Source organism: Pseudomonas sp. P8_241, from assembly GCF_034008315.1.
Lineage (GTDB): Bacteria > Pseudomonadota > Gammaproteobacteria > Pseudomonadales > Pseudomonadaceae > Aquipseudomonas.
Map to the genome: position 1 here is coordinate 1,032,803 of NZ_CP125377.1, position 15,600 is coordinate 1,048,402.

Genomic DNA, 15,600 nt, shown 5'->3' on the forward strand with positions numbered 1-15,600 from the left:
GCTGCTGCTCGCTGTTTGTAGGAGCTGGCTTGCCAGCGATGGAGTCTCGGCGTCGCGTTTATCCTGAATGCGCGCGTTATCGTTAACGTCCATCGCTGGCAAGCCAGCTCCTGCATGTGGCCGTTTGCCGCACTTTTGCCTGTCAGCCCCCGCGCTTGGTTATACTCCCGGTGATCCGCCTGGAGCGCTCATCAGGAGAGCTCATGCTCGCCCCCGTTCAAATCACTTCCGCCACTCGTCAGAACCTCTGGCGGCTGACGTTCATCCGCACTTTGGTCCTTGCTGCCCAAGCCGGTTCCGTGGGCCTGGCCTACTGGCTCGAATTGCTGCCGTTGCCCTGGTTTCAGCTGGCCGCGACCCTCGCGTGTTCAATGCTGCTGTGCGTGTTCACGGCCATTCGCCTGCGCACTTCCTGGCCGGTGACCGAGCTTGAATACGCCGTGCAACTGGCCTGCGACCTGTTTATCCACAGTGCATTGTTGTTTTTCTCCGGTGGCTCGACCAATCCCTTCGTCTCGTATTACCTGGTGCCGCTGACTATCGCTGCGGTCACGCTGCCCTGGCGTTACTCGGTGATCTTGTCGGGTATCGCGCTGACGATGTACACGCTGTTGCTGGCGCAATTCTACCCGTTGCAGACCTTCCCGATTGCCCGGGAAAACCTGCAGGTATACGGCATGTGGCTGAGCTTCGCCCTCGCGGCGGCGGTGATCACCTTCTTCGCCGCACGCATGGCTGAAGAGCTGCGTCGTCAGGAAGAATTGCGCGCTATCCGCCGCGAAGAAGGCCTGCGCGATCAACAGTTGCTGGCGGTCGCCACCCAGGCCGCGGGCGCTGCCCATGAGTTGGGCACGCCGCTGGCGACCATGAGCGTGCTGCTCAAGGAAATGCGCCAGGACCATCACGACCCGATGCTGCAAGACGACCTGAGCGTGCTGCAGGATCAGGTCAAATTGTGCAAGGAAACCCTGCAACAACTGGTGCGCGCCGCCGAAGCCAATCGCCGTTTGGCGGTGGAGATGCAGGACGTCACCGACTGGCTCGACGAAGCGCTCAATCGCTGGCACCTGATGCGCCCCGAAGCCAGTTATCGCTTCCAGCGTCTCGGTCAGGGCGCGGTGCCGCGTATGGCGCCGCCACCGGATTTGACCCAGGCGTTGCTGAATCTGCTGAACAACGCCGCCGATGCCTGTCCCGAAGGTCTGCAAGTGACCCTGGATTGGGATTGGGAAAACCTGACCATCAGCATTCGTGACCACGGCGCCGGTGTGCCGCTGGCCATTGCCGAACAGATCGGCAAACCGTTTTTTACCACCAAGGGCAAAGGCTTCGGTCTGGGCCTGTTTTTGAGTAAGGCGAGCGTGACACGCGCTGGCGGCTCAGTGAAACTCTACAGTCATGAGGAAGGTGGCACGCTCACCGAGCTGCGCCTGCCCCGTGTCGCCCGAGGAGACGAACATGAGTGAAGAGATCCAAGTCGAAGGCGAAGAACTGCCGCATTTGTTGCTGGTTGATGACGACGCCACCTTTACCCGCGTCATGGCCCGCGCCATGGCCCGCCGTGGTTTTCGCGTCAGCACCGCCAGTTCCGCCGAAGAAGGCCTGGAGCTGGCCAAGGCCGATCTACCGGATTACGCCGCCCTGGACCTGAAGATGGACGGCGATTCCGGGCTGGTGCTGCTGCCGAAATTGCTTGAAATGGACCCGGAAATGCGGGTGGTTATCCTCACCGGTTATTCGAGCATTGCCACGGCGGTCGAAGCGATCAAGCGCGGCGCCTGCAACTATCTGTGCAAACCGGCTGATGCCGATGACGTGCTGGCAGCCCTGCTGTCCGAGCATGCCGACCTTGACAGCCTGGTGCCGGAAAACCCGATGTCCGTGGACCGCTTGCAGTGGGAGCACATTCAGCGCGTGCTGACCGAACACGAAGGCAACATCTCCGCCACGGCCCGCGCCCTGGGCATGCACCGCCGTACGCTTCAGCGCAAACTGCAGAAGCGTCCCGTCCGTCGCTGAACCTGCGCTGAACGAATGCGGACCGCTCCTCGCGACAAACCGAACCGATCATCTATGATCGGTTCGTGCGTGTTCATTTCTTTATCGAGCCTTTTCCATGAATCAGAACGCTGAGTACTCCGCGGTCAATGATGCTGTGCGCGGGCAGTTTTTTCGCAAAGTGTGGGCGATGATCACGCCTTACTGGCGTAGTGAAGAGAAAGTCAAAGCCTGGACGCTGCTGATCGCGGTCATCGCGTTGTCGCTGATTAGCGTGGGGATCTCGGTGTGGTTCAACACCTGGTACAAGGATTTCTACAACGCCTTGCAGCAGAAGGATGAAGCCGCGTTCTGGCGACTGATTCTGTACTTCTGCGCGATTGCCACCGTGGCGATTATCGGCGCGGTGTACCGCCTCTACCTGACCCAGATGCTGACGATCCGCTGGCGGGCCTGGCTCACCGAAAAGCATTTTTCGCGTTGGCTCGCCGACAAGAATTATTACAAGCTGGAACAGGGCGGTTACACCGATAACCCGGACCAGCGGATTTCCGAAGACCTCAACAATTTCACCTCGGACACCCTGAGCCTGGGCATTGGCTTGCTGCGCAACGTCGTCAGCCTGGTGTCGTTCTCGATCATCCTCTGGGGGGTGTCGGGCAGCATCGAAGCGTTCGGCGTGACCATTCCCGGCTACATGTTCTGGTGCGTGCTGGTTTACGCGGTGGTGGGCAGTTGGCTGACGCATTTGATCGGGCGTCGCCTGATCGGCCTGAACAACCGGCAACAGCGCTTCGAAGCCGACCTGCGTTTCTCCATGGTGCGGGTTCGCGAGAATGCCGAAAGCATTGCGTTGTACAACGGCGAACCGAATGAAAACCGCCGCTTGAGCAGTCGTTTCTCGATGGTCTGGCACAACTTCTGGGACATCATGAAGGTGTCCAAGCGTCTGACCTTTTTCACGTCCGGTTACGAGCAAGCGGCGATCATTTTCCCCTTCATCGTCGCAGCACCACGTTACCTTTCCGGAAAAATCGAACTGGGCGAGCTGATGCAAATCAGCTCGGCATTCGGCAATGTCCAGGACAGTTTCAGCTGGTTCATCACCGCGTACCAGAGCCTCGCCTCGTGGCGCGCCACCTGCGATCGTCTGCTCAGCTTCCGTCAGGCCATGACTGACAACGAACAACGTGCACCGGCCATCGACGTGCAAACCTCGGGCTCCGAGTTGAAGGTGCAAGACCTCGGTCTCGACCTGGCAGACGGTCGCCACTTGTTGACCAGTGGCGACATGACCGTGGAGGAGGGCGAGCGCGTCATGCTCAGCGGTCGCTCAGGCAGCGGCAAGTCGACTTTGCTGCGGGCGATGGGGCATCTGTGGCCAACAGGACACGGCAGCATTCGTTTGCCGTCGGCGCGGTATCTGTTTTTGCCGCAGAAACCCTATCTGCCAATTGGCACGTTGCGTGAAGCACTGAGTTATCCACAGGTCGCCGACACCTATCCGCACGAGCGCTACGTGCACGTGCTGGAAACCTGTCGTTTGCCGCATCTGGTGGCGCGTCTGGATGAAGCCAACCACTGGCAGCGCTTGTTGTCACCGGGTGAGCAACAACGTCTGGCCTTTGCTCGCGCTCTGCTTTACGCGCCGCAATGGCTGTACATGGACGAAGCGACATCGGCGATGGATGAAGAGGACGAGGCGTCGCTGTATCAGGCGCTGATCGACGAGCTGCCAGGGTTGAGCATCGTCAGCGTCGGCCATCGCAGCAGTCTCAAGCGCTTCCATCCACGGCACATTCGTATCGAGAATGGGCATTTGGTGGATCAGACCGTGACCGCCTGAACACCATGCCCCTGTAGGAGCTGGCTTGCCAGCGATGAACGATAACGCAGTTTCACAGACGGACCGCGTGATGGCCATCGCTGGCAAGCCAGCTCCTACACAGGGCGGGGTGATCGTACAACCGCGTTGCGTTATGATGCAGTTTCAGCCGCCGACTCTTTCGAGACAGATGTTCACCATGGAAAACCCGAACGCCGCACCACGCCTCCCTCGCAAGCGCCGCAGCCTCGCTCAGGAACTGGTGACGGTGCTGTCCGAGCAGATCCGCGACGGCCACCTCAAGCGTGGCGACAAATTGCCCACCGAATCGGCGATCATGGATGCCCATGGCGTTAGCCGCACCGTGGTGCGTGAGGCGATCTCCCGTTTGCAGGCGGCGGGGCAGGTGGAAACCCGCCACGGCATCGGCACCTTCGTGCTCGACACACCGAGCCCGAGCGGTTTTCGCATCGACCCCGCGACGGTGGTGACCTTGCGTGATGTGTTGGCAATTCTTGAATTGCGCATCAGCCTGGAAGTGGAGTCTGCCGGCCTGGCCGCGCAACGCCGTAGCCCCGAACAACTGGCGACCATGCGTGCGGCCCTCGATGCTTTGAACGAAAGCGCGGCCCACGCCAGTGACGCGGTAGCCTCGGACTTTGCCTTCCACCTCGAAATCGCTTTGTCCACCGGCAACCGCTATTTCACCGACATCATGACCCACCTGGGCACCAGCATCATTCCGCGCACCCGGCTCAATTCCGCGCGGCTGGCCCATGACGACCAGCAGCACTACATGAGTCGCCTGAGTCGTGAGCACGAAGAAATCTACGATGCCATCGCCCGCCAGGATTCCGATGCGGCGCGGGCCGCCATGCGTTTGCACCTGACCAACAGCCGTGAGCGTTTGCGGCATGCGCATGAAGAGGCGCAGGCGCAGCGGGGCTGAAGCAATGTATTGCGGCTAAGGCTCAATGCGCAGTAACAGGGGGGCTGAAGTTGCAACGCCCAATTCTCCGCTGGTTTGGTAACGCAGCTTGACGGTTGTGTTCAAGTGGTCCCGCAGTGTTGTGCTGAGTACATAGACTTTCAGGTTCGGCACTTTTTCGACGTCTTCGTTGGCATTCATTTGTCCAGCCTGGAGCTTGTCACTGCTTCGGTTGGCGGATTCCTCAGCCTCCCCCAAGACCGCGTAAACATCATCCAGGGGAGAAATCTCGTCGGAATCAGGAATGCAGACTTCCAGTGCATCTTTCAGTTTCGATAACGCCACAACAATTTCTTTGCCGGCATTTCCGGATGGGAAGTCGGTGAGGCTGGGTGCGAGAAGCGCCATGATGAAATCTCCTTTGATAGTCGAGACCGGCCTTTAGCGCCAGGGCCTCAGCCTCTGTTATCCCTCCTCAGGCGTTTCGTTCGAAACTGTTAGAAATAACAGTTTCGACGAGCGGTCGCGGCTGGCCTTTTTTCATCTTCGATTTGCCACGGGCGATGAAATGCAGTTGACGGTTAATTTTTAAGTTGTACGATGACCTACAACCTCAGCGCGGGCTGAACCGTTTTCTCACACACAACGTCGCAATCCAGGGTGTTCGAATAATGAATCCACAAGAACTGAAGTCCATCCTCTCTTCCGGTCTGCTGTCTTTCCCGGTAACCGATTTCAATGCCCAGGGCGATTTCAACCGCGCTGGTTACATCAAGCGTCTGGAATGGCTGGCCCCATACGGCGCCTCGGCTCTGTTTGCCGCAGGCGGCACCGGTGAGTTTTTCTCTCTGGCGGCCAGCGAGTATTCGGAAATCATCAAGACGGCCGTCGATACCTGCGCGACCAGCGTGCCGATTCTGGCCGGTGTCGGCGGTTCGACCCGTCAGGCCATCGAGTACGCTCAGGAAGCCGAACGCCTGGGCGCCAAAGGCCTGTTGCTGCTGCCGCACTACCTGACCGAAGCCAGCCAGGACGGTGTTGCCGCCCACGTTGAAGCCGTGTGCAAATCGGTCAACATCGGCGTTGTGGTCTACAACCGTAACGTCTGCCGCCTGACCGCACCGCTGCTGGAGCGTCTGGCCGAGCGCTGCCCGAACCTGATCGGCTACAAGGATGGCCTGGGTGATATCGAGTTGATGGTGTCGATCCGTCGCCGCCTCGGTGAACGCTTCAGCTACCTGGGCGGCTTGCCGACCGCCGAAGTCTACGCCGCTGCCTACAAGGCACTGGGCGTGCCGGTTTACTCCTCGGCGGTGTTCAACTTCATCCCGAAAACCGCGATGGATTTCTACCACGCGATCGCTCGTGAAGATCACGCCACCGTTGGCAAGATCATCGATGACTTCTTCCTGCCGTACCTGGACATCCGTAACCGCAAAGCCGGTTATGCCGTGAGCATCGTCAAGGCCGGGGCAAAAATTGCCGGCTACGACGCAGGTCCTGTGCGTGCACCGCTGACCGATCTGACCGGCGAAGAGTACGAAATGCTCGCCGCGCTGATCGACAAGCAGGGTGCGCAGTAACACATCCGATTAAGTAAGGCCGCTGAGCAATCAGCGGCCTTTTGCGTGAGGAGATCTCAAAGTGGCAGATGCAAAGCGTTTTGATAACTACATCAACGGTGAATGGGTTGCCGGTGGCGATTATTCGACCAACATCAACCCGTCCGAACTGAGCGATGCCATCGGCGACTACGCCAAGGCTGACCTGGCTCAGGTCCACGCCGCCATCGACGCCGCCCGCGCCGCATTCCCGGCCTGGTCCACTTCCGGCATTCAGGCGCGTCACGACTCGCTGGATAAAGTCGGCACCGAAATCCTTGCTCGTCGCGAAGAACTCGGCACCCTGCTGGCCCGGGAAGAGGGAAAAACCCTGCCTGAAGCCATCGGTGAAGTGACCCGCGCCGGTAACATCTTCAAGTTCTTCGCTGGTGAATGCCTGCGTCTGTCCGGCGACTATCTGCCGTCGGTGCGTCCGGGCGTCAACGTTGAAGTCACTCGCGAAGCCTTGGGCGTGGTCGGCTTGATCACTCCGTGGAACTTCCCGATTGCCATCCCGGCATGGAAAATCGCCCCGGCTTTGGCCTACGGCAACTGCGTCGTGCTCAAACCTGCTGACCTGGTTCCAGGTTGCGCCTGGGCGCTGGCCGAAATCATCTCTCGTGCAGGCTTCCCGGCCGGCGTCTTCAACCTGGTGATGGGCAGCGGTCGGGTGGTTGGCGATGCGCTGGTGCAGAGCCCGAAAGTCGACGGCATCAGCTTCACCGGCTCCGTGGGAGTCGGCCGTCAGATCGCAATCAACTGCGTATCGCGTCAGGCCAAGGTCCAGCTGGAAATGGGCGGCAAGAACCCGCAGATCATTCTCGACGATGCCGACCTCAAGCAAGCGGTCGAGTTGTCGGTACAGAGCGCGTTCTACTCCACCGGCCAGCGTTGCACCGCTTCCAGCCGCTTTATCGTCACCGCAGGCATCCACGACCAGTTCGTCGAAGCCATGGCCGAGCGTATGAAATCGATCAAGGTCGGTCACGCGCTGAAAGCCGGCACCGACATTGGTCCGGTGGTCTCGCAAGCGCAGCTTGAGCAGGACATGAAGTACATCGACATCGGCCAGTCCGAAGGTGCGCGTCTGGTCAGCGGCGGTGGCCTGGTGACCTGCGACACCGAAGGTTACTTCCTCGCGCCAACATTGTTTGCCGACAGTGAAGCCTCGATGCGCATCAGCCGCGAAGAGATCTTCGGCCCAGTGGCCAACATCGTGCGTGTGGCCGATTACGAAGCTGCACTGGCCATGGCCAACGACACCGAGTTCGGTCTGTCGGCGGGTATTGCCACCACTTCGCTGAAGTATGCCAACCACTTCAAGCGCCACTCCCAGGCCGGGATGGTGATGGTCAACCTCCCGACCGCCGGTGTGGATTACCACGTTCCGTTCGGTGGGCGTAAAGGTTCATCCTATGGATCACGTGAGCAAGGTCGCTATGCGCAAGAGTTCTACACGGTCGTGAAAACCTCTTATATCGGTTCGTAAAACGCCACACCCCCTGTAGGAGCGAGCCCTGCTCGCGATGGTCTTGAGGTCGCGGTGGTAAACCTGATGCCCCGCGTCATCGTTGACCACCATCGCGAGCAGGCTCGCTCCTACAGGACAACAGATTCACCCGCGCATAAAAATAATCAGTGGGAGTACATCTACATGCAATCGACCAAGCCGACTCACGTCCGCTATTTGATCCTGCTCATGCTTTTCCTCGTGACCACGATCAACTATGCCGACCGGGCTACCATCGCAATTGCCGGCTCCAGCCTGCAAAAAGACCTCGGTATCGACGCCGTCACCCTCGGCTACATCTTCTCCGCATTCGGTTGGGCCTACGTGGCCGGGCAAATTCCCGGTGGCTGGCTGCTGGACCGTTTCGGTTCGAAAAAAATCTATGCACTGAGCATCTTCACCTGGTCGCTGTTCACCGTGCTGCAGGGCTATGTCGGTGAGTTCGGCATGTCCACGGCCGTGGTTGCGCTGTTCATGCTGCGGTTTCTGGTGGGTCTGGCCGAAGCGCCTTCGTTCCCGGGTAACGCGCGCATCGTGGCAGCCTGGTTTCCGACCGCTGAACGCGGCACCGCTTCGGCGATCTTCAACTCGGCGCAGTACTTTGCCACTGTGTTGTTCGCACCGTTGATGGGCTGGATCGTCTATAGCTTCGGCTGGCAGCACGTGTTCATCGTCATGGGCGTGATCGGCATCATCTTCTCCGGGATCTGGCTGAAAGTGATCTACAGCCCGCGTCAGCACCCGCTGATCAACGAGGCCGAGTTCAAGCACATCGCCGACAACGGCGGCATGGTCGACATGGACCAGGACAAGGGCAAAGGCAAAAAGGGCGACGGTCCGAAGTGGGACTACATCCGTCAGTTGCTGACCAACCGCATGATGCTCGGCGTGTATCTGGGCCAGTACTGCATCAACGGCATCACCTACTTCTTCCTGACCTGGTTCCCGGTGTACCTGGTGCAGGAGCGCGGCATGACCATCCTCAAGGCCGGTTTCATCGCGTCTTTGCCGGCGATCTGCGGCTTCATCGGTGGAGTACTCGGCGGGGTGATTTCCGATTACCTGCTGCGTAAAGGCCATTCCCTGACCTTCGCCCGCAAGGCACCGATCATCGCTGGCCTGCTGGTTTCCAGCAGCATCGTGGCGTGCAACTACGTAGACGTTGAATGGATGGTCGTGGGCTTCATGGCACTGGCGTTCTTCGGCAAAGGCGTGGGCGCGCTGGGCTGGGCGGTGGTGTCCGACACCTCGCCCAAGCAGATTGCCGGTTTGAGCGGTGGTCTGTTCAACACCTTCGGCAACATCGCTTCGATCACCACGCCGATTGTCATTGGCTACATCATCAGCTCCACCGGTTCGTTCAAGTGGGCGTTGGTGTTCGTCGGTTGCAACGCTTTAGTCGCGGTGTTCAGCTATCTGGTTATTGTGGGGCCGATCAAGCGTGTGGTGCTCAAAGAGCCACCAGCGAATGGGTCTGAAGCCCCTGGCAAATTGTCTCAAGCGCATTCCTGAGGAGCGGCGTCATGCAGTTGATTGAACATTCCGATTCGCCGCGCTATATCCGCCTGCACGAGCGGGACAACGTGGTCATCGTGGTCAATGATCAGGGCGTACCGGCCGGCACCGAGTTTTCGGACGGTCTGGTCACTGTGGATTTTGTACCGCAGAGCCACAAGGTCACCCTGGAAGATATTCCCGAGGGGGGGCAGGTGATTCGTTACGGCCAGGTCATTGGCTACGCCTTGCAGCCGATTCCACGCGGCAGTTGGGTCAAGGAAGATCAACTACGCATGCCGACCGCGCCACCGCTGGACAGCCTGCCGCTGTCCACCGACGTGCCGGCCGCGCAGGCACCGCTGGAAGGATTTACCTTCGAGGGTTATCGCAATGCCGACGGCACCGTTGGCACGCGCAACATTCTCGGCATCACCACCACGGTTCAATGCGTTACGGGAGTTCTCGACCATGCGGTAAAACGCATCAAGGACGAGTTGCTGCCCAAGTATCCGCACGTCGATGACGTGGTGGCGCTGACCCACAGTTACGGCTGTGGCGTGGCGATCACCGCCACCGACGCGTACATCCCGATTCGTACCGTGCGCAACCTGGCGCGTAACCCGAACCTGGGCGGCGAAGCCTTGGTGATCAGCCTGGGCTGCGAGAAATTGCAGGCCGGGCAGGTGATGCACGAGAACGACAGTTCGGTGGATCTCAGCGAGCCTTGGCTGTACCGCTTGCAGGATTCCAGCCACGGTTTTACCGAGATGATCGAGCAGATCATGGAGCTGGCAGAAGCCCGCTTGAAGAAGCTCGACCAACGTCGTCGCGAAACCGTGCCGGCGTCCGAGCTGATCCTCGGCATGCAATGCGGCGGCAGTGATGCGTTTTCCGGGATCACTGCCAACCCTGCGCTGGGTTACGCTTCGGACCTGTTGCTGCGCGCAGGGGCGACAGTGATGTTTTCCGAAGTGACCGAAGTGCGCGATGCGATTTACCTGCTGACCTCGCGTGCGCAAACCAAAGAAGTCGCGCAGGAACTGGTGCGCGAAATGGACTGGTACGACCGTTACCTGGCCAAGGGTGAAGCGGATCGCAGCGCCAACACCACGCCGGGCAACAAGAAAGGCGGGTTGTCGAACATTGTCGAGAAATCCCTCGGATCGATCGTCAAGTCCGGCAGCAGCGCGATCAGCGGCGTGCTCGGCCCTGGTGAGCGGTTCAAGGAAAAGGGCCTGATCTTCTGCGCGACGCCGGCCAGCGATTTTGTCTGCGGGACGTTGCAACTGGCGGCGGGGATGAACCTGCATGTGTTCACGACCGGTCGTGGTACGCCGTACGGTTTGGCGATGGCGCCGGTGGTGAAGGTCTCGACCCGGACGGAACTGGCCCAGCGCTGGCCGGACCTGATCGACATTGACGCCGGACGGATCGCTACTGGACGCGCTTCCATCGAAGACCTCGGTTGGGAGTTGTTCCACTACTACCTGGACGTGGCCAGCGGCAAGAAACAGACGTGGGCCGAACAGCACAAGCTGCATAACGACATCACCCTGTTCAACCCGGCGCCGATCACGTAAGACCGCGTCGCCTGTATCGCTGGCAAGCCAGCTCCTACAAGGATTGCGCTGAACCTGTAGGAGCTGGCTTGCCAGCGATGGCGATCTACCAGACGCCAACGTCTGCGGTGGCTTATCATTAGCCGCCTAACGACGCCCACCAAGGTTACCCCGGCATGCTGGCAATTTTCCTCGAAACCCTGAACATCACCGCACCGGTGTTCGCCATGCTGTTTCTCGGGGTGTTGCTCAAACGCGTCGGCTGGATCAACGACAATTTCATCCACACCGCGTCGGCCCTCGTGTTCAACGTCACCATGCCGGCGTTACTGTTTCTGGGCATCCTGCACGCCGACCTGCACGCCGCGTTGCAACCGGCGCTGCTGATCTATTTCTCACTCGCGACCCTGGTGTGTTTTGCCATCGCCTGGGGCTGGGCGATCATCAAATGCCCACGCGAAGACCGGGGCATTTACACCCAGGGTGCGTTTCGCGGCAACAACGGCGTCATCGGCCTGGCGCTCGCGGCGAGCATGTACGGCGACTACGGGATTTCCCTTGGGGCAATTCTCGCGGCACTGGTGATCCTGTTTTACAACACGCTTTCTACCATCGTGTTGGCGGTGTACAGCCCGGTGATCAAGTCCGATCCGTGGAGCATCTGCAAAAGCGTGTTCAGCAACCCGCTGATCATTAGTGTGATCGCGGCGGCGCCGTTCGCCTATTTCAAGATAGGTTTGCCGGGATGGCTGGAAACGTCTGGCCAGTACCTGGCGCAAACCACCTTGCCGTTGGCATTGATCTGCATCGGCGGAACGCTATCCCTGGCGGCGTTGCGCAAAAGCGGCAACATGGCGCTGAGTTCGAGCCTGGTGAAGATGATCGGCCTGCCGGTGCTGGCGACGCTGGGGGCGTGGTTGTGGGGCTTTCGTGGCGCGGAGTTGGGGATTCTGTTCCTGTACTTCGGCAGCCCGACTGCGGCGGCGAGTTTTGTCATGGCCCGACAGGCCGATGGCAATCATGAGCTGGCGGCGGCGATCATCGTGATCACCACATTGATGGCGGCGATCACCACCAACATCGGAATTTTCTTTTTGCAGTGGGGTGGGTGGATCTAAAGGCAAAGGTCAAAAGATCGCAGCCTGGGGCAGGTCCTACAGGAGAGCGAATTCCAATGTAGGAGCTGCCGCAGGCTGCGATCTTTTCAAAGCAACAAAATTATTCCGGCTTCTGGTAGCTATCAATCACTTCCTGCGCCGCCCGAAACGCATCGATCGCCGCTGGCACACCGGCATACACCGCGCAATGCAGCAGTGCCTCGCGAATCTCATCCACCGTGCAGCCGTTGTTCAGCGCGCCGCGTACGTGACCTTTCAACTCTTGCGGACACTTGAGTGCAGTCAGCGCGGCGAGGGTGATCAGGCTGCGGGTTTTCAGCGGCAGCCCTTCGCGATTCCAAACACCGCCCCAGGCGTGTTCATTGACGAAATCCTGCAGCGGCTGGGTGAATTCGGTGGCGTTGCCCAGTGCGCGGTCGACGAAGGCGTCGCCCATCACTTGGCGGCGGACTTCAACGCCGGGTTTTTTATTCTCGGTCATGGGACTTCCTTCTTATGGTGTTGGCGACGCCAGGCGCGCAGCGACGTGAACAGCAAAAACGCCACCAGCGCCGGCAGGACGAAAAACAGCATCAAATGTTCGAGCTTGCCCGCCAGCGGCATGCCGGTGGTGAACGACACCACATGCAGTCCATACGCCAGGTACAAACCCAGAAACAGCAGGCCTTCGGCGCGGGTCACGCGATAGCCGGTATAGAACAGCGGCAGGCACAGCGCCGCGACGCCGAGCATCACCGGCAAGTCGAAGTCCAGCGCGTTGGGCGATACCGACAGCGGTGACGGCGCCACCAGCGCCGTGACGCCGAGCACCCCCAAAAGGTTGAACAAGTTGCTGCCGATCACGTTGCCCACGGCGATGTCGCGCTCGCCACGGATTGCGGCGATCAACGACGTGGCCAGTTCGGGCAGGGAAGTGCTGACGGCAACGATGGTCAGGCCAATGATCCGTTCAGAAAGCCCCAGGTCAGTGGCAACCGCGACGGCCGCCCCCAGCAGCAGATGTCCAGCGTAAACCAGCATCGCCAATCCGACGGCGATCATCAGCAAGCTGCTGATCCAGGGGGCTTGTGCCTTGTGCTCATGAGTCGAAACAGGACGTGCGGAATGTCGCGACTGACGCAGCAGCAGGCCGAGGTACAGTGCCAGTGCCAGCAGCAGTACTACGCCGTCCGTGCGGGTCAGCTCCTCATTCCACGCCAGAATCGATACCAGCAAACTGGCACCGATCATCAATGGAATGTCCAGGCGCACCAGTTGCCGGGAAACCCGCAAAGGAATGATCAGCGCGGACAGCCCGAGGGTAACGAGGATGTTGAAAATGCTGCTGCCGATCACGCTGCCGACGGCGATGTCGGTGTTGTTCGCAAGCGTGGCTTGCAGGCTGACCGCCATCTGCGGTGCGCTGCTGCCGAGGGCGACAATGGTCAAGCCGATGATCAGGGGGCGAACATGCAGGCGCGCTGCCAGGCGAACGGCGGCGCGTACCATCAGTTCGGCGCCGACTATCAACAACAGCAGCCCGCTGAACAATTCGATCACGCTGATCAGGGGTAAATCGGCTAGTCCGAAAATGGTGGATGCTCCATCCGTCAGTCGAGGGCTTGCACACGAACACGTGCAGTGCCGCTTTTGAGCATGCCCAAGCGTTCGGCGGCTTCATGGGACAGGTCGATCAGGCGTCCACGGGTATGGGGGCCACGGTCGTTGATACGCACCACGCAGGATTTGTCGTTGTTCAGGTTGGTGACCTTGACCCGCGTGCCGAAGGGTAGCTGACGGTGGGCGGCGGTCATGGAATTCTTGTCGAAACGCTCACCGCTGGCGGTGCGTTTACCTTGGTGTTTGGCGCCGTAGTAGGAGGCAACGCCGGTTTTGTCGTAGCCGTGCGGGTCGACGGTGTCGGTGCTGGCGCAACCGGCCAGTAAAGAGAGCAGGGCGCAAAGGCTGAGCAGACGCTTCATTGAAGGTTTCCCGAAAACAAATGTGGGAGCCAGCCTGCTGGCGATTGCGCAGTGTTAGACATGGATATGTTGAATGTCAGACCGCTATCGCCGGCAGGCTGGCTCCCACAGGGAGTGGAGCCAGATTTGAAGGCTGGCTCCAATTTCATCAGCCTTCGAGTTTGCTTTTGAGCAATTCGTTCACTTGTTGCGGGTTGGCCTTGCCCTTGGAGGCTTTCATGGCCTGGCCGACGAAGAAGCCGAACATCTTGCCGCGCTTGGCTTCGTCTGCCGCGCGGTATTGCTCGACCTGCTCGGCGTTGGCCGCAAGCATTTCGTCCAGCACCGTCGAGATCGCGCCGGTGTCGGTCACTTGCTTCAGACCGCGCTTGTCGATGATCTCGTCCGCCGTGCCTTCGCCGTTGGCCATCGCTTCAAACACCACCTTGGCGATCTTGCCGGAGATGGTGTTGTCCTTGATGCGCAGGAGCATGCCGCCCAGAAGCTCGGCGGAAACCGGCGACTGTTCGATGTCCAGACCTTGCTTGTTGAGCAGGCTGCCCAACTCGACCATCACCCAGTTGGCCGCCAGCTTGGCGTCGCCGCCGATGCTCGCGACTTTCTCGAAGTAATCGGCTTGCTCGCGGCTGGTGGCCAGAACGCTGGCGTCATAGACCGACAGACCGAATTGCTCCTGGAAGCGCTCGCGTTTCTGTGGCGGCAATTCCGGCAGGGTGGCGCGCACTTCGTCGAGGAACGAGTTTTCGATCACGACGGGCAGCAGGTCCGGATCGGGGAAGTAACGGTAGTCGTTGGCTTCCTCTTTGCTGCGCATCGGCCGGGTTTCGTCCTTGTTCGGATCGTACAGGCGGGTCTGCTGGATGACTTTGCCGCCGTCTTCGATCAGTTCGATCTGACGCTGGATTTCGCTGTTGATCGCCTTCTCGATGAAGCGGAACGAGTTGACGTTCTTGATCTCGCAGCGGGTGCCGAACTCGACCTGACCTTTCGGACGGATCGACACGTTGCAGTCGCAACGCAGCGAACCTTCGGCCATGTTGCCGTCGCAGATGCCCAGGTAACGTACCATGGCGTGGATCGCCTTGACGTAGGCCACAGCTTCCTTGGCGCTGCGCATGTCCGGCTCGGAAACGATTTCCAGCAGCGGTGTGCCGGCACGGTTCAGGTCGATGCCGCTGGCGCCGCTGAATTCTTCGTGCAGGCTCTTGCCGGCGTCTTCTTCCAGGTGTGCGCGGGTGATGCCGACGCGTTTGACCGTGCCGTCTTCGAGGGCGATGTCCAGGTGGCCCTTGCCGACGATCGGCAATTCCATCTGGCTGATCTGGTAGCCCTTGGGCAGGTCCGGGTAGAAGTAGTTTTTACGGGCGAACACGTTGTGCTGGCCGATCTCGGCGTCAATCGCCAGGCCGAACATCACCGCCATACGCACCGCTTCCTGGTTCAGCACCGGCAGCACGCCGGGCATGCCCAGATCTACCAGGCTGGCCTGGGTGTTCGGCTCGGAGCCGAAGGTGGTGGAACTACCGGAAAAGATTTTCGACCGGGTGGTGAGCTGGGTGTGAATCTCCAGCCCGATCACGACTTCCCATTGCATGTGTGTCTC

General features: G+C 59.9%; 14 protein-coding genes. 9 read left to right on the forward strand and 5 right to left on the reverse strand.

Going from position 1 to position 15,600, the window contains the following annotated elements; translation table 11 throughout:
• Positions 1-203: 203 nt before the first annotated feature.
• From QMK58_RS04525 to QMK58_RS04540, 4 genes are all read left to right on the forward strand, one after another.
• Positions 204-1,466: an ATP-binding protein gene (locus QMK58_RS04525; RefSeq protein ID WP_320395935.1), complete on the forward strand. Its 1,263-nt coding sequence runs from the start codon at positions 204-206 to the stop codon at positions 1,464-1,466.
• A complete protein-coding gene (locus QMK58_RS04530) occupies positions 1,459-2,019 on the forward strand; it encodes a response regulator transcription factor (protein WP_007981466.1) in 561 nt (186 codons plus the stop codon). Before QMK58_RS04525 ends, QMK58_RS04530 begins: the two co-directional genes overlap by 8 nt.
• A gap of 97 nt (positions 2,020-2,116) precedes the next feature.
• The gene (locus QMK58_RS04535; protein ID WP_053154519.1) at positions 2,117-3,844 is read left to right on the forward strand and encodes an ABC transporter ATP-binding protein/permease; all 1,728 of its coding nucleotides are present in this window, start codon (positions 2,117-2,119) and stop codon (positions 3,842-3,844) included.
• A gap of 178 nt (positions 3,845-4,022) precedes the next feature.
• On the forward strand, positions 4,023-4,772 hold the full coding sequence (locus tag QMK58_RS04540; RefSeq protein WP_053154909.1) for a FadR/GntR family transcriptional regulator: 750 nt from the start codon (positions 4,023-4,025) through the stop codon (positions 4,770-4,772).
• A 15-nt stretch (positions 4,773-4,787) separates the two neighbouring features.
• Here the strand turns inward: QMK58_RS04540 and QMK58_RS04545 are convergent, their stop codons facing one another.
• The gene (locus QMK58_RS04545) at positions 4,788-5,159 is read right to left on the reverse strand and encodes a hypothetical protein (protein WP_053154522.1); all 372 of its coding nucleotides are present in this window, start codon (positions 5,157-5,159) and stop codon (positions 4,788-4,790) included.
• Positions 5,160-5,422: 263 nt separating this feature from the next.
• On the opposite strand from QMK58_RS04545, the gene kdgD reads away from it, so the two are divergent.
• From kdgD to QMK58_RS04570, 5 genes are all read left to right on the forward strand, one after another.
• Positions 5,423-6,334: a 5-dehydro-4-deoxyglucarate dehydratase gene (kdgD, locus tag QMK58_RS04550; protein ID WP_320395936.1), complete on the forward strand. Its 912-nt coding sequence runs from the start codon at positions 5,423-5,425 to the stop codon at positions 6,332-6,334.
• A 61-nt stretch (positions 6,335-6,395) separates the two neighbouring features.
• Positions 6,396-7,841: an aldehyde dehydrogenase family protein gene (locus QMK58_RS04555; RefSeq protein WP_053154525.1), complete on the forward strand. Its 1,446-nt coding sequence runs from the start codon at positions 6,396-6,398 to the stop codon at positions 7,839-7,841.
• 165 nt (positions 7,842-8,006) lie between these two features.
• A complete protein-coding gene (locus tag QMK58_RS04560) occupies positions 8,007-9,374 on the forward strand; it encodes an MFS transporter (protein ID WP_053154528.1) in 1,368 nt (455 codons plus the stop codon).
• A gap of 11 nt (positions 9,375-9,385) precedes the next feature.
• A complete protein-coding gene (gene garD / locus QMK58_RS04565) occupies positions 9,386-10,939 on the forward strand; it encodes a galactarate dehydratase (protein ID WP_053154531.1) in 1,554 nt (517 codons plus the stop codon).
• A 155-nt stretch (positions 10,940-11,094) separates the two neighbouring features.
• Positions 11,095-12,036, forward strand: coding sequence for an AEC family transporter (locus QMK58_RS04570; RefSeq protein ID WP_053154534.1), 942 nt, complete (start codon positions 11,095-11,097; stop codon positions 12,034-12,036).
• A 100-nt stretch (positions 12,037-12,136) separates the two neighbouring features.
• Here QMK58_RS04570 and QMK58_RS04575 read toward each other — a convergent pair whose 3' ends face one another.
• From QMK58_RS04575 to gatB, 4 genes are all read right to left on the reverse strand, one after another.
• Entirely contained in the window at positions 12,137-12,517 is a 381-nt protein-coding gene (locus QMK58_RS04575; RefSeq protein ID WP_046040018.1) for a carboxymuconolactone decarboxylase family protein, read from the reverse strand.
• On the reverse strand, positions 12,514-13,575 hold the full coding sequence (locus QMK58_RS04580) for a calcium/sodium antiporter (RefSeq protein ID WP_053154537.1): 1,062 nt from the start codon (positions 13,573-13,575) through the stop codon (positions 12,514-12,516). The genes QMK58_RS04575 and QMK58_RS04580 overlap by 4 nt, the downstream gene beginning before the upstream one ends.
• A 50-nt stretch (positions 13,576-13,625) precedes the next feature.
• A complete protein-coding gene (locus tag QMK58_RS04585) occupies positions 13,626-13,997 on the reverse strand; it encodes a septal ring lytic transglycosylase RlpA family protein (protein WP_053154540.1) in 372 nt (123 codons plus the stop codon).
• A 148-nt stretch (positions 13,998-14,145) separates the two neighbouring features.
• The gene (gene gatB / locus QMK58_RS04590) at positions 14,146-15,591 is read right to left on the reverse strand and encodes an Asp-tRNA(Asn)/Glu-tRNA(Gln) amidotransferase subunit GatB (protein ID WP_053154543.1); all 1,446 of its coding nucleotides are present in this window, start codon (positions 15,589-15,591) and stop codon (positions 14,146-14,148) included.
• Between the last annotated feature and the right edge of the window lie 9 nt (positions 15,592-15,600).